11 protein-coding genes, 1 tRNA gene and 3 pseudogenes are annotated in these 12,518 nt (G+C 73.2%); 6 read left to right on the forward strand and 9 right to left on the reverse strand.

The features are described from left to right. Position 1 precedes the first annotated feature (1 nt). The 3 genes and pseudogenes from ACFXI4_RS33495 to ACFXI4_RS33505 all read right to left on the reverse strand — a co-directional run. Complete coding sequence (locus tag ACFXI4_RS33495; RefSeq protein WP_362729285.1) at positions 2 to 430, reverse strand: OsmC family protein; 429 nt, start codon at positions 428 to 430, stop codon at positions 2 to 4. A 28-nt stretch (positions 431 to 458) separates the two neighbouring features. Next, positions 459 to 1,193, reverse strand: coding sequence for a hypothetical protein (locus ACFXI4_RS33500; RefSeq protein ID WP_384998144.1), 735 nt, complete (start codon positions 1,191 to 1,193; stop codon positions 459 to 461). 198 nt (positions 1,194 to 1,391) lie between these two features. Then, positions 1,392 to 1,699: pseudogene (locus ACFXI4_RS33505) on the reverse strand (PAS domain S-box protein); the annotation flags it as partial. A 60-nt stretch (positions 1,700 to 1,759) separates the two neighbouring features. Here ACFXI4_RS33505 and ACFXI4_RS33510 point away from each other — a divergent pair. Next, positions 1,760 to 2,339, forward strand: a pseudogene (locus tag ACFXI4_RS33510) (cyclase family protein); the annotation flags it as partial. Between the two features lie 547 nt (positions 2,340 to 2,886). Here the strand turns inward: ACFXI4_RS33510 and ACFXI4_RS33515 are convergent. Together ACFXI4_RS33515 and ACFXI4_RS33520 are read right to left on the reverse strand one after the other, a co-directional pair. After that, positions 2,887 to 2,960, reverse strand: a tRNA-Pro gene (locus ACFXI4_RS33515). Positions 2,961 to 3,005: 45 nt separating this feature from the next. Next, positions 3,006 to 4,433, reverse strand: a complete 1,428-nt coding sequence (locus ACFXI4_RS33520; RefSeq protein ID WP_384997997.1) for an MFS transporter — start codon at positions 4,431 to 4,433, stop codon at positions 3,006 to 3,008. 209 nt (positions 4,434 to 4,642) lie between these two features. On the opposite strand from ACFXI4_RS33520, the gene ACFXI4_RS33525 reads away from it, so the two are divergent. Next, on the forward strand, positions 4,643 to 5,248 hold the full coding sequence (locus ACFXI4_RS33525; protein ID WP_384998000.1) for a TetR/AcrR family transcriptional regulator: 606 nt from the start codon (positions 4,643 to 4,645) through the stop codon (positions 5,246 to 5,248). Here the strand turns inward: ACFXI4_RS33525 and ACFXI4_RS33530 are convergent. The 3 genes and pseudogenes from ACFXI4_RS33530 to ACFXI4_RS33540 form a co-directional block, all read right to left on the reverse strand. Next, positions 5,233 to 6,293 (reverse strand): annotated as a pseudogene (locus ACFXI4_RS33530) (maleylacetate reductase). The gene ACFXI4_RS33525 and the pseudogene ACFXI4_RS33530 overlap by 16 nt on opposite strands. A 2-nt stretch (positions 6,294 to 6,295) precedes the next feature. Beyond that, complete coding sequence (locus tag ACFXI4_RS33535; protein WP_384998002.1) at positions 6,296 to 7,153, reverse strand: dioxygenase; 858 nt, start codon at positions 7,151 to 7,153, stop codon at positions 6,296 to 6,298. Between the two features lie 70 nt (positions 7,154 to 7,223). After that, a complete protein-coding gene (locus tag ACFXI4_RS33540; RefSeq protein WP_362729547.1) occupies positions 7,224 to 7,730 on the reverse strand; it encodes a hypothetical protein in 507 nt (168 codons plus the stop codon). Positions 7,731 to 7,860: 130 nt separating this feature from the next. On the opposite strand from ACFXI4_RS33540, the gene ACFXI4_RS33545 reads away from it, so the two are divergent. After that, entirely contained in the window at positions 7,861 to 8,208 is a 348-nt protein-coding gene (locus tag ACFXI4_RS33545; protein ID WP_384998005.1) for a cupin domain-containing protein, read from the forward strand. Between the two features lie 6 nt (positions 8,209 to 8,214). Here ACFXI4_RS33545 and ACFXI4_RS33550 read toward each other — a convergent pair whose 3' ends face one another. Continuing rightward, positions 8,215 to 9,246 (reverse strand): LacI family DNA-binding transcriptional regulator, encoded by a 1,032-nt coding sequence (locus ACFXI4_RS33550; RefSeq protein ID WP_384998008.1) that lies wholly within the window; start codon positions 9,244 to 9,246, stop codon positions 8,215 to 8,217. A gap of 152 nt (positions 9,247 to 9,398) precedes the next feature. Between ACFXI4_RS33550 and ACFXI4_RS33555 the strand changes: the two genes are divergently transcribed. From ACFXI4_RS33555 to ACFXI4_RS33565, 3 genes are all read left to right on the forward strand, one after another. Next, positions 9,399 to 10,565 carry a phytanoyl-CoA dioxygenase family protein gene (locus ACFXI4_RS33555; protein ID WP_384998011.1) on the forward strand — a complete coding sequence of 389 codons (1,167 nt, stop codon included), beginning with the start codon at positions 9,399 to 9,401 and terminating at the stop codon, positions 10,563 to 10,565. Positions 10,566 to 10,580: 15 nt separating this feature from the next. Further along, on the forward strand, positions 10,581 to 11,357 hold the full coding sequence (locus ACFXI4_RS33560) for an SDR family oxidoreductase (protein ID WP_384998013.1): 777 nt from the start codon (positions 10,581 to 10,583) through the stop codon (positions 11,355 to 11,357). A 130-nt stretch (positions 11,358 to 11,487) separates the two neighbouring features. Further along, positions 11,488 to 12,492, forward strand: a complete 1,005-nt coding sequence (locus tag ACFXI4_RS33565; RefSeq protein WP_384998016.1) for a Gfo/Idh/MocA family oxidoreductase — start codon at positions 11,488 to 11,490, stop codon at positions 12,490 to 12,492. The last annotated feature ends 26 nt before the right edge of the window (positions 12,493 to 12,518 follow it).

Raw genomic sequence — 12,518 nt, forward strand, 5'->3', positions numbered from 1 at the left:
CTCAGTCGTCCTCGACCGAGACGGCGACGGGTGTCCCGGCCTCGATGGTGCGGCTGACCGTGCACAGCCGGTCGTGCGAGACGGCGACGGCGCGGGGCAGGATGGCGCGGGCCCGGTCGCCCGACGGGCCGTCCGGGAAGCTGACGGAGAAGGAGACCGCGAGGTCGGTCATCCGGTTGCCGCCCTCGTCGGTGACCTTCTGACCGCTGACGGTGACGGTGAAGGCGGCCGGTTCGGCGTGCCGACCGGTGGCGACGTCGACGTCGGCCGCGGTGCAGCCGCCGATCGCGGCGAGCAGGAGCTCCACCGGTGTGAACTCGGTGCCGTCGGCGGTACCGAAGCCGATCGTGCCGCCGCGCGCGTTCGTCGCGGTGAAGTGTCCGGTGGCGGTGCGCTCGACGGTGACCCGGCGCAGGGAGTCTTCGTTCATACCGCCGAACCTAGGGCAGCCCGGGCCGTCAGTGCAGGATGTTCACGGCCCGTGCCACCACCAGCACGACCGTCACCAGGGAGACGGAGGACTGCAGCATCATCAGCATCTTGGCCCAGCGCGACAGCGGCATCACGTCGGTCGGGCTGAAGGCCGTGGAGTTGGTGAAGGACAGGTACAGGTAGTCCAGGAAGGCGGGCTCCCAGTCGGGCGGGGCGGTCTCGGGGCTCTGCATCTGCACGAACAGGAAGTCCGCGTACTGGTGGTGGCCCCGGACCCGGGCCATCGGTCCGCCCCGGTCCCACTCCCAGTACCACAGGGCGAACACGATCACGTTCGTCAGCCAGATGCCGCCGCCGGTCAGCAGCAGCGGTCCGGCCTCCTCGCCCTCGGTGCCGTTCACCAGGCCGGCCACCAGCCGGACCGCCGCCCAGCCGTTGGCGAGACTGATCACGCACATCAGCACCAGGCCCAGGACCCGCAGCCACCGGGTGCGGGGCTCCACCCGCCGCGGGTTGCCGGCGACCAGGCCCGCCAGCAGCGCCAGTTCCAGGGCCGGCAGGGCCCAGTACGGCTGGAGGGCGAGCCGGTGCGGCAGCGCCAGCTGGAGCCCCACGGCCACCAGGATCACCGCGGTCACGGCCCACCGCGGCTCGCCCTGCGTGGCCCTGCGCCACGCGGGCACCACGTCACGCCCGCCGTCCGCCAGCAGCCGCTCAAGCCTGGTCAGCCGGTGCTCGGCATCGCTCATGCGGTCGTCCATGGCGACGATTGTCCCCGAGACCGCCGGCCGGCCCGCGGTCAGGGAGCGGGAGGCCGCCCGGGACCCGCCGGGCCCGCCGGGAGCAGGGGCCGGGCCCTGGCGATGAGCAGGGCGACGTCGCCCTCGCCGCCGGGCGGCCGCAGCGTCTCCAGGATGCGTTCGCAGGTCTCCTCCAGACCGTGGCCGCGGATCGCGCGAGCCGTCCTTGTGCCGGACCGGGACGACTCCGGCCCAGTCCTGGCCGGTTTCCATGACGTGTGCGAACAGCCCCATGACCTCGTCCCAGTGCTCCTCGTCGGCCATCAGCTGGGCCGCGTACCGCCCAGGGCCTCCGCCGCGCTGTGGCCGAACAGCTCCTCGGCCTTCGGGCTCCACAGGACGACCCGGCCCTCCGCGTTCAGCACCACCGCGGCGACGCTGAGCAGATCCAGCAGACCGCTGGGCGGCGCGGCGGGAACGGCCGCGGACCGGCCGGTGACCGCTCGGGAGGAGTCCGTCGTGCCCATCCCTCATCTTCCCTCCCGCCCGGTGCGCGGGCTCGTGCAACATCGGCGGGCGTGCTGTGCATCCATGGTCGCCCCGGCCGCGGGGGACACATCGGGGCCGGTCCGCGCGGGGCGCCCGCCGTCTCGCGGCGGGAGTCCGACGCGTTCGTCGAGGCGGCCCGCGCCCTGGGTACGCCGGGGCGGCCGATCACGGACCGTGTGCGGCGGGCTACGTCCGGCGTGCGGTCCGGCGTGGCGTGACCCGAGCCCCCCGTGCACAGGGACTTCGTGGGCGCCGACTGCCGGGGCGGGGCGTCACGCACCTCGACGGCCTGTGTCACGTCGTCTGCCGGGGGCGCCTCCACGACGGCCGGGCGGCCACCGACGTCGCAGGCAGCGCGGGCGCCCGCTTCGGGCGGCGTCGGCGCTCGGGCCCCTCGCCACCCGAGGTGTGCTCCTGCACCTCCCCGCCGTCCTCGGGGTCGGCCGGCTGGAGCCGGGACGGGCGGTACACGCGCGGGACGTCACCGACGCGGAGCGGGCGCTCGGGGTGACGATCGGCGGGGGAGATTCGGTGCCGCTGCCGGCGGAGCGCGGTGCCGCGCTGTTCGGCGGTGACGGCGACAGTGACGTACGGCCCTCGCCCGTACCCCGGCGCCACCCCGCGGCCGTCCCCGTCACCGACGTCAGAAGGGGGCCCGCCGCCTGTCCGGGGCGTGCGGCTGCCGGCGTACGGAAACGTCCCGGTCCGGACACGGGCACCCGTACCGCCATGGAGGTCTGCGTCCTGCCGGCCCGGTTCGGCGGCCGGTGGACCCGCTCCGTGGCGATCAACGACCTGTACTTCGCCGACGCCGTCTCCGCCTTCCAGCGCACCGACAGCCGGCTGTACCAGGCCGCCGCCGTCCCCGAGCCGCTGTCACTGCGGGGCGGGCAGATCGCCGACGGGTTCGACCGCGCCTTCTCCGGTCGTCCGGCCGGCGGTTGCGTGCCGCCCGTGCTCGTCTCCATGGCGGCGGACAGCGAAGGGGCCTCGGCCTTGGACCCGTCGGGCTACCGGGAGGCCCGCCGGAAGACCGGCACAGGTGGCGGATCCGCAACTCCCGGCGGCTCGAGCGGGGTTGAACACGCCGGGCCCGGCCCCGGAAACGATCGAGGGGCTGTCCCGGATCTCTCCGTGACAGCCCCTCACCGGCGACTTCGAAAAGTCGGGACGACAGGATTTGAACCTGCGACCCCTTGACCCCCAGTCAAGTGCGCTACCAAGCTGCGCCACGTCCCGCTGCGGAGTCACGCGGCGGTCACCGCGTGATCACGCAGGTCAACACTACCGCACGCGTGCCGGTGCCGCTGCCGCCCGCTCCGTGACCGGTGCGATGACGTGCTGTGCGCGGCGGACCGGGACCAGGAGCGCCGCCCCGGCGGCGGCCAGGCAGAACACGGCGAGCAGGGTCCAGGCGTGGGTGTAGCCGGAGGCGTAGGGCAGTCCGGAGGGCTGGAGCCGGCCGGTGACCAGGACGCTGGTGAGTGCGGCGCCGATGGAGCCGCCGATGGTGCGGATGTTGGCGTTCATGCCGGTCGCGGCGCCGGTCTGCTCGGGCGGCACGCTGCCGACGACGAGGTTGGCCATCGAGGCGAAGGCCAGACCGATGCCGAGGCCGAACAGGCCGGAGACCACGGCGATCTGCCACTGGGCGGTGTGCCACAGGGCGAGCAGCGCGAGCGCGAGGGCACCGAAGGCCGCACCGGCGGTCAGGAGTGCCTTGGCGCCCACCCTGGGCTCCAGCCGGCCGCTGAGGATTCCCGAGCCGAACATCGCGATCAGCATCGGGAGCATCAGCAGTCCGGAGGCGGTGACGCTGGCACCGAAGCCGTATCCGGCGGCGGACGGCGTCTGGACGAAGCCGGGCAGGAAGGACCAGAGCGCGTACATGCCCGCGCCGAACAGCAGGGCGGCGGCATTGGTGGTCCAGACGACGGGCAGCCGCATGACGCGCAGGTCGATCAGCGGGGTGCGGGAGCGGGCCTCGGTGAGCAGCCACACCGCGAAGAGCACGACGGCCGTACCGAACAGGCCGAGCACCTTCGCCGAGCCCCAGCCCCACTGACCGGCCTGGCTCAGCGGCAGCAGCAGCGTCACCAGCCAGGCGGAGAGCAGTACGGCTCCGAGCCAACTCACGCTGCCCTCGGCCCTCTTGGGCGACTCGGGGACGTAGCGGGCGGCGATGAGGACGGTCACGGCGACCACGCCGACCGGGATCCAGAACAGCCAGCGGTAGTCCAGCGCGGAGACGATGGGGCCGGCGGCCACGATGCCGACACCGCCGCCGGCCGCGATCACCGCGGACAGGTTGCTGATGCTGCCGCTGACCTCGCCCGGGGCGAACTCGTCCCGGATGATGCCGAAGGAGAGCGGGAACAGGGCGCCGCCGACGCCCTGGACGACCCGGGCGACGATCAGGACTCCGATGTTCGGCGCGAGGGCGGCGAGCAGGCAGCCGGCCAGGACCGCCAGCAGGACGGCGACGAGGGTGCGCTTCTTGCCGGTCAGGTCGCCGACACGGCCGAGTATCGGGGTGAAGACCGAGGCGGACAGCAGATAGGCCGTCATCACCCAGGTCGCGTTGGACTGCGAGGTGTGCAGGGCGTGCTGAACGGTCGGCAGGGCCGGCGCGACCAGCGACTGGAGCATGGAGAACACGCCGGCACCGGTCGCGAGGACCGCGAAGGTGAGGCGGGTGGACTTCCGGGGCATGAAGGAGCCTCTCCGAACATCGGACACGGAGGGAAAGAGATGTCTGGGTGGGTGCGGAGGGGCACGGAGCGCAGGCCGCGTCCGGCCGTGGCGGGCCCCTCTCGCACTGCTAAAGTGGAGGTACCCCTCCACTGTACTGGAGGCAATCCTCCGCTTCAACCGAAGTCGAGGAATCCCTCCGGTTCACCCACGTCACCCGGGAGGCAGCAGTGACGGCCGGCCCCTTCCCCGTCAGTGAGATCGTCGCGTCCCGCAGACCGCACCGCAAAGACGCGGCCCGCAACTACGACGCGCTGCTCGCGGCCGCCCGCGAGGCGTTCGCCGAGAAGGGTGCGGAGGCCTCCCTGGAGGACGTCGCCCGCCGTGCCGGAGTCGGCATCGGCACGCTGTACCGCAACTTCCCCACCCGCCGCGACCTCTTCGAGAGCGTCTACGCCGACGAGGTCAACACCCTGTGCCGGGCGGCCGTGGAGCTGGCCGAGCTGGAGCCGTGGCAGGCCCTGACCTCCTGGCTGGACCGCTTCACGGACTACATGGTCACCAAGCGGGCGGTCCGCGACGCCCTCAACGACGAGTCGGAGATCTTCCAGGCCTGCCGCGACTCGATGTACGGCGCCGGCGGCCCGCTGCTGGAGCGGGCCCAGCAGGCGGGCGTGGTGCGGACGGACATGGAGATCGGCGATCTGCTCCGGATGGTCTCCGGCATCACGGGCACGGCCTTCGAGGACGAAGCCCAGCGGGACCGGGTGATGGGCATCGCCCTGGACGGGGTACGGACGGCGCGGCCGGCGCCTCTCGCTCAGCCCCTTGCCTGAACGGCTCGCCCCTCGTACGCCGCCCGCAGCACGTCCCGCGCGTCGTCTGCGGTCACCGGCCGCGGATTGGCGTACGCCTGCCCTGCCACCTGCTCGGCAGCCGCCGCCAAGCCACCCTCCCCGAGGCCGAGTTCGGCGAGAGAACGGGGGGCGCCGAGACGCCGGGCCTGCAACACCGTCGGGGCGTCCCCCGCCCCGAGCGCCCGGCACACCGCGGCGGCGGCCTCCGGCACGGCCGGTGCGTTGAACGCGAGGACGTAGGGCAGGACGACGGTGTGGATCTGCGCGTGCGGGAGCCCGACGTGCCGCCGAGGACATGGCACAGCTTGTGGTGCAGGCCCATGGTGGTGGCGCCCAGGCAGACCCCGCACAGCCAGGCGCCGTACAGGGCGCGGGAGCGGGCCGGTACCGAGTCCGCGGCGGCGGCGATCCGGGGCAGCGCGCCCGCCAGCGCCCTGACGCCCTCCTCGGCCATCAGCCCCACCAGCGGCGAGCCGTCCGGCGCGTACAGGGCCTCCACCGCGTGGGCGATGGCGTTGATCCCGCTGGTCACCGAGAGCGGGACGGGCAGGGAGAGGGTGAGCTCGGGGTCGTGGACGACACTGCGCGGCAGGACGGCCGGGTCGCGGCCGGTGCGTTTGACGCCGTGCCCGGTGGGGCCCCAGACCGGGGTCATCTCGGAGCCCGCGCAGGTCGAGGGCACCGCGATCAGGGGAGGCCGGTGCGCAGGGCGACGGCCTTGCCGAGGCCGATGGCCGAGCCGCCGCCGACGGCCACGCAGCCGTCGGCGCCCGCCGCCCGGGCCGCCTCGACCCCCCGGTCGGCGACCTCCGCGGGGACGTGCATCCGGGCCCCCGTGTGCAGGCCGGCGCAGAGGGGCCCGAGGGAGTCGGCGACAGCCCGCGCGGTCCCCCGCACCCCGCTCGCCGCTGAGCACCAGCAGCCGCCGCAGACCGAGCAGCCCGGCCTCCTCTGCGGGCGCGGTGAGCGCGGCACCGGGCCGGAAGACCACCCGGGCGGGGCGGGTCTCGTAGACGAAGTCCAGATTCACGCACGCTCCCTTACGAGGTCGAACCGGGCGTGCCGGAACGGGTTCGGCACCCCGAACTCCCCCGCAGGCGCCGCACCGTCGGTCGGCGTGAAGTCCTTCACCAGGCTCCCCTTGACCGCGAACACCGCGTCGGAGTCCAGATGTCCGCCGCCGGCCGCGAAGATGTGCGTGGTCACCGGCGCGTGCCCCTCGGCCGAGGCGGTGAAGTGGATGTGGGCGGGTCGGCAGGGGTGCCGTCCGGTGGCCTTCAGCAGGGCGCCCGACGGATCGTCGGCCGGGATCGGGCAGGGGCTGGGCACACAGGTCCGGAACCGGAAGCGGCCCTCGCCGTCGGCCGTGAACAGGCCCCGGCGGCTGCCGGCCGGCTGGTGCCCGGGCTGCTGCACGTCGTGGAAGCCGTGCGGGTCGGCCTGCCAGACGTCCGGGACCGCACCGGGCAGCGGGGTGCCGTCGGCGGACCGGACCACACCGCCGACCACGCAGGGTTCGCCGGCTCCGACCAGGTCGATGTCCGCCCCCGGTTCCCGGACCGGGGACCCGGTCATGTGGAAGGGGCCGAGGACGGTGGACTCGGTGCTGCCGGGGCCGCTGTGCCCGTTGACCGTCTCCACCAGCATCGACAGGCCCGGGACGTCGGAGAGCGGGACGAACTCCTGCCTGGTGTCCGTACAGGCCTGCGCGGTCGCGGTGAGGAAGGCGACGGCCGCCGCCCGCTCGCCCCGGGTCGGCCGGGTCTCGCGCGCGAAGGCGGGCAGAGGGCGGATCAGCGCCGCGAGCACCTCGCGCGGCCGGGGGTCGTCGGTGCCCCGCCGGCTCTCGACGGCCTCCGCGGTCACCGCGTCTTCGGTTGTCATGACGGCGCCTTGCCCGGCGTAACGGTGACGATGAGTGATCGTAAACCGTTCAGCGTTCAATGAACCGGATCTACTTGATGAGCGCGTTGGCCACCACCACGATCACCCCGAGCAGCGCGTCGAGGAGGCCGATGAACACGGCCGCGGGCCAACTCCGCGCGGACCAGCGGGCCGTGACGAGTCCCAGACCGAACAGGATCACGATGTTCAGAAGAAACGCCGGATACTCGACGCCCTTGGGCGGCCACCAGCCCCAGCCGGCGCCCGCGAGCAGGAAGACCGTGGGCAGGACGGCCGTGACCAGCGGCCACTCCTCGGCCAGGGCACGCAGCCCGTCCCAGCGCCGGTGCGGGGCACGCTCGGCGATGTAGTGGGCGTAGCCGTGGGCCAGGGCGGAGGCGCAGGCGGTCACCAGGAGCCAGAGGGCGTCATAGCGGCGGCTCGCGGCGGAGGTGTGCCCGTACTGGGTGAGCGCCGCGACCATCGAGGAGGCCAGTACGGCGCCGTACACCCCGCCGAACAGGACGGCCTCGCGGGTGTCGTGCGGGTGCGGCTCCGCCGCCGTGGAGTCGGCCATGCCCTCCACGATCACCCCGGCGCGCCGCCCCCGCCAGTCCGGACGGCCCGACGAAGTGTCCTCCCACCAGGCCCGATGCCCCACACCCTGTCCACGCCCAGGACGCCGGGGCGCTCGCTAGGGTCGCCGTATGACGACGCACAGCTTCGCCCTCCACATCCCCGACGCCGCACTCGAACCCGAGCCGCTGGACCCCGCGCAGATCGTCTCCGGCACGCCCGAGGTCACCGGGAAGGTGGTCTGGGAGTCGGCCGACGGCAGACAGCTCCGCGGGGTCTGGCAGATCACTCCGGGGGTGGTCACCGACACCGAGGCGGACGAGCTGTTCGTGGTGGTCAGCGGCTCCGCGACGATCGAGGTCGAGGGCGGCCCCACGCTCACGGTGGGCCCCGGGGACATGGCCGTCCTCCGCGCGGGCGACCGTACGACGTGGACGGTGCACGAGACCCTGCGCAAGGCGTACGCGATCAGTCTGTGAGCAGGCTCAGCGGGCCGTGGACGCCGGCATGTTGTACGGCGTGACCACCTGGATCGGCGACGGCAGGCTCGGGCCCGCCGGGGGCAGCGCCCCCTGCGCGCGCATCACCAGATGGCAGGCCTCGCGCATGTCCTGCCGCAGGTCGTGGTGGAGGACGGCGGACAGGCGGTGCTCGCGCAGCAGGCGGGTGTTGTCGTGGTCGAGGTCGTGGGCGACGAACACCGCGCACTCCCGGCCCAGTTCGGCGAAGGCCCGCAGGGTCGCGTTGTTGCCGCCGCCGATCGAGTACACGGCACGGATCTCCGGGTCCCGTTCGAGTGCGGCGCGGACCAGGTCGTACTGGGTGGCGTCCAGCCCCTGGCCCTCGGCGATCTCCACCACGGTGCGCTCGGGGTGGGTGGCGCGCATGACGCTGCGGAAGCCCATCTCGCGCTCCTCCTCGTTGCGGAAGAAGCCGCTGCTGAGGCTCGTGAGGACATTGCCGGGCCGGTCGCCGAGCCACTGGCCCATCAGATAGGCGGCGGTGGCGCCGGCCGCCCGGTTGTCGCTGCCGACGTAGGCGAGCCGGCCGCTGGCGGGCAGGTCGGTGACCAGGGTGACCACCGGGATCCCCGCCGACCTGAGCCGGCCCACGGCGGCGGTCACCTCGGGGACGTCCGGCGCCTTGAGGATCACGCCCTGCGAGCCCCGGCGGGCTGTCCGGTCGAGCGTGGCCACCAGCTCCGCCACCGGCCCGGTCTCGCGGAAGTGGAACCGGGAACGCACCACCGCCGGGTGCAGTGAGGGCAGCTCGGCCTCCAGTGCCCCGCGCACCGCTGTGGTGAACCGCTCGGGCGCCTGCATCACGATGTCGACCATGAAGGTGCGGCCCACCAGCCTGACCTGGGTGCGCTGCCGGTCCAGGTCGGCGATGGCCTGCCACACCTCACGCCGGGTGCTCTCCCGCACCCCTCCCCTGCCGTTCAGCACCCGGTCCACGGTGGCCTCGCTGAGCCCTGCCTGACGTGCGATCTCGCGGATCGGGAAGGGATGGCCCACAGCCTGGCTCCTTGAGGGGTTTTTGATGGTTCGCTGCTGGTTGTTCGAGGGGTTTGTACTGACAAGAATGACAGAGCCCCGCCGCTCCCACGGCCCTCTTCGAGGCCGTGAGCGCGGCCGTGACCGTGGCCGTGACCGAAAGAAGGACACCGATGTCCCTCGCCGCCGAACAGGACAGCGCCTGGCTCTCCCCGCAGGACTGCGACCTCGACACCTTCCGCGCGCTGGTCGAGCGGACCACCGACCCGGCCGCCTATCCGCACGCCTCGGCCGTCGAGGGCGACGTCCTCGTCTACGACAGTGAGCGGCTGCGCGCCGCCGAGTCGCCCCACCCGGTGCGGACCGAACTCGTGCGCGCCCTCACCGACGGCCCCGGGGTCGTCGTCTTCAAGGGCGCGTTCCCCGACCCGGAGATCGTCGACCGGGCCACCGCGGTGTTCGAGGCACTGATCTCGGAGCAGAAGGAGTCGGGCGCGCAGGCCGGCGACCACTTCGCGAAGCCGGGGGCCAACGAACGGGTGTGGAACGCGCTGGAGAAGGCGGCCCTCTACGACCCGGAGGTGTTCGCCGACTACTACGCCAACGACATCCTGGCCCTGGTCTCCCGGGCCTGGCTGGGCCCCGGCTACCAGGTCACCTCGCAGGTCAACGTGGTCAACCCGGGCGGGGTGGCCCAGACCGCGCACCGCGACTACCACCTCGGTTTCCTCTCCGACGAGCAGGCCGAGGCCTACCCGGGGCACGTCCACCGCCTCTCCCCCGTGCTCACCCTCCAGGGCGCGGTGGCGCACTGCGACATGCCGGTGGAGTCCGGGCCGACGATGTACCTTCCCTACTCCCAGACCTACGAGCCGGGTTATCTGGCCTGGCGGCGGCCGGAGTTCCAGGACTACTTCAAGGCCCACCACGTGCAACTGCCGCTGGCCAAGGGCGACGCGGTGTTCTTCAACCCGGCGGTGTTCCACGGGGCCGGCACCAACCGGAGTGTCGACGTACGGCGGATGGCCAACCTGCTCCAGGTGTCCTCGGCCTTCGGACGGGCCATGGAGACGGTGGACCGGGAGGCGGTGACCAACGCGGTCTACCCGGTGCTGCGCCGGCGCCGGAGCGAGGGGGCCGCCGCGGCCTGGCTGGAGCACGTCATCGCGGCGAGCGCCGAGGGCTACCCGTTCCCGACCAACCTCGACAGCGATCCGCCGGTCGACGGCATGGCCCCGCCCTCACAGGCGGACCTGGTGCGGCGGGCGCTGCGCGAGGACTGGGCGACACGGGCCCTGCGGGACGAGCTGCGGGCCGCCTCGGCCCGGCGCGAGAGCTGAAGGGGCCAGGACCTCATGGGACTTCTCGACGACAAGGTCGTCCTCGTCAACGGCGGCAGCCAGGGCGTCGGCGCGGCCATCGCGCGGGCCGCGGCGCGTGAGGGCGCCACGGTCGCCGTCACCGGCCGCCGCCCCGGGCCCGGCGCGGCCCTGGTGGCGGAACTCGCCGCCGCCGGCTCGGAGGCCCGCTACGTACGGGCCGACCTCTCGGACGCCGGACAGGCCAAGGCCTCGGTGGCCGAGGTCATCGACGCGTACGGCCGGATCGACTGCCTGGTCAACTCGGCGGGGCTCACCTCCCGGGGCACCCTCCTCGACACCACGCCCGAGCTGTTCGACCAGCACATCGCGATCAACCTCAAGGGGCCGTTCTTCGCGATGCAGGCGGCGGTCACCGACATGGTCGCGCGCAAGGCGCCCGGCACGGTGGTCAACATCATCACCTCCTCCGCGCACGGCGGGCAGCCGTTCCTCGCGCCCTACGTCGCCGCGAAGGCCGGCCTGATCGGCCTTACCCGCAACGCGGCGCACGCGCACCGCTGGGACCGGGTGCGGATCAACGGCCTGAACATCGGCTGGACGGCGACGGAGGGCGAGGACGCGACACAGCGGGCGTTCCACGGGGCGGGAGACGGCTGGCTCGACGAGGCCGCCGCGAGGCTGCCGATGGGCAAGCTCGGCCAGCCGGACGAGATCGCGGACTTCGTGGTGCTGCTGCTGTCGGACCGGTCGGGGGTGGTGACCGGGTCGGTGATCGACTGGGACCAGAACGTGCTGGGGGGTCTCGACTAAGGGGTCGCCACGCCGGGTCATGGGTCGCCCGCGGCCGCGTCGTGGCTGACGGCGCCCACGCGGCGGAGCCGCACATCGACACACCCCCGCGCCCCCTTCGGGCGCGTACACATCAAGGAGTAACACCCCTATGCGTATGGGAATCCTCGGTCTCGGCCGCATCGGCGCGTTCCACGCCGAGACCCTGTCCGGGCTCGACGCCGTCGAGTCGCTCGTCTTCACGGATCCGTTCGCGGACGCCGCCAAGGCCGCCGCCGAGAAGTTCGGCGGCGAGGTCGTGGACTCGCCCGAGGCGCTGCTGGCAGCCGGCGTGGACGGCATCGTGGTGGCCGCCGCCACCGATGCCCACCCCGCCCTGATCCTGGCCGGCGTCGAGGCCGGCATCCCCGTCTTCTGCGAGAAGCCCGTCGCCAAGCACATGAGTGACGGTGTCGAGGTCCTCAAGGCGGTCCAGGGCAAGGACGTGCCGATCCAGATCGGGTACAACCGGCGCTTCGACGCGGGCTTCGTCGCCGCGCGTGCCGCCGTCCAGGCCGGTGAACTGGGCAAACTGCACACCGTCCGCTCCACCACCCTGGACCCGGCCCCGCCGCCCGCCGCCTACGTCGCCGTGTCCGGCGGCATCTTCCGGGACTGTTCCGTGCACGACTTCGACATCATCCGCTGGGTGACCGGCCGTGAGGTCACCGAGGTGTACGCGGTCGGCGGCAACCGAGGCGCCGAGTACATCAAGGAGGCGGGCGACGCCGACACCACCGGCGCGATCCTCACCCTGGACGACGGCACCATCGCAGTGGTCTCCAACTCCCGCCACAACGCCCGGGGTTACGACGTCCGCATGGAGCTGCACGGCTTCCGGGACTCGATCGCCGTCGGCCTGGAGGACAAGCTCCCGCTGCGTTCCGTCGAGCCCGGGGTGACCTTCCCCGCGGGAACCCCGCACGACTTCTTCATGGACCGCTTCGCCGCGGCCTACCGTGCCGAACTCGCCGCGTTCACCGAGGTCGTGGCCGGCGACCGCCCGTCCCCCTGCACGGTCGAGGACGCACTGCAGGCCGGCTGGATCGCGGAGGCCTGCACCCTGTCTCTGCGCGAGCACCGTCCGGTGACCGTCGCGGAGGTGCGCGGAGCCTGACACCGCGCACGGCGGCGGGGCGGGGC

The sequence above is a fragment of the Streptomyces sp. NPDC059224 genome (assembly GCF_042754285.1).
In the GTDB taxonomy this organism is placed as follows: domain Bacteria; phylum Actinomycetota; class Actinomycetes; order Streptomycetales; family Streptomycetaceae; genus Streptomyces.

What these genes read in the sequence shown, in the direction of transcription:
- ACFXI4_RS33495 (WP_362729285.1), bottom strand. Translation starts at nt 430, where the DNA reads ATGAACGAAGACTCCCTGCGCCGGGTCACCGTCGAGCGCACCGCCACC.
- ACFXI4_RS33500 (WP_384998144.1), bottom strand. Translation starts at nt 1,193, where the DNA reads ATGGACGACCGCATGAGCGATGCCGAGCACCGGCTGACCAGGCTTGAG.
- ACFXI4_RS33520 (WP_384997997.1), bottom strand. Translation starts at nt 4,433, where the DNA reads ATGCCCCGGAAGTCCACCCGCCTCACCTTCGCGGTCCTCGCGACCGGT.
- ACFXI4_RS33535 (WP_384998002.1), bottom strand. Translation starts at nt 7,153, where the DNA reads ATGACAACCGAAGACGCGGTGACCGCGGAGGCCGTCGAGAGCCGGCGG.
- ACFXI4_RS33540 (WP_362729547.1), bottom strand. Translation starts at nt 7,730, where the DNA reads ATGGCCGACTCCACGGCGGCGGAGCCGCACCCGCACGACACCCGCGAG.
- ACFXI4_RS33545 (WP_384998005.1), top strand. Translation starts at nt 7,861, where the DNA reads ATGACGACGCACAGCTTCGCCCTCCACATCCCCGACGCCGCACTCGAA.
- ACFXI4_RS33555 (WP_384998011.1), top strand. Translation starts at nt 9,399, where the DNA reads ATGTCCCTCGCCGCCGAACAGGACAGCGCCTGGCTCTCCCCGCAGGAC.
- ACFXI4_RS33560 (WP_384998013.1), top strand. Translation starts at nt 10,581, where the DNA reads ATGGGACTTCTCGACGACAAGGTCGTCCTCGTCAACGGCGGCAGCCAG.
- ACFXI4_RS33565 (WP_384998016.1), top strand. Translation starts at nt 11,488, where the DNA reads ATGCGTATGGGAATCCTCGGTCTCGGCCGCATCGGCGCGTTCCACGCC.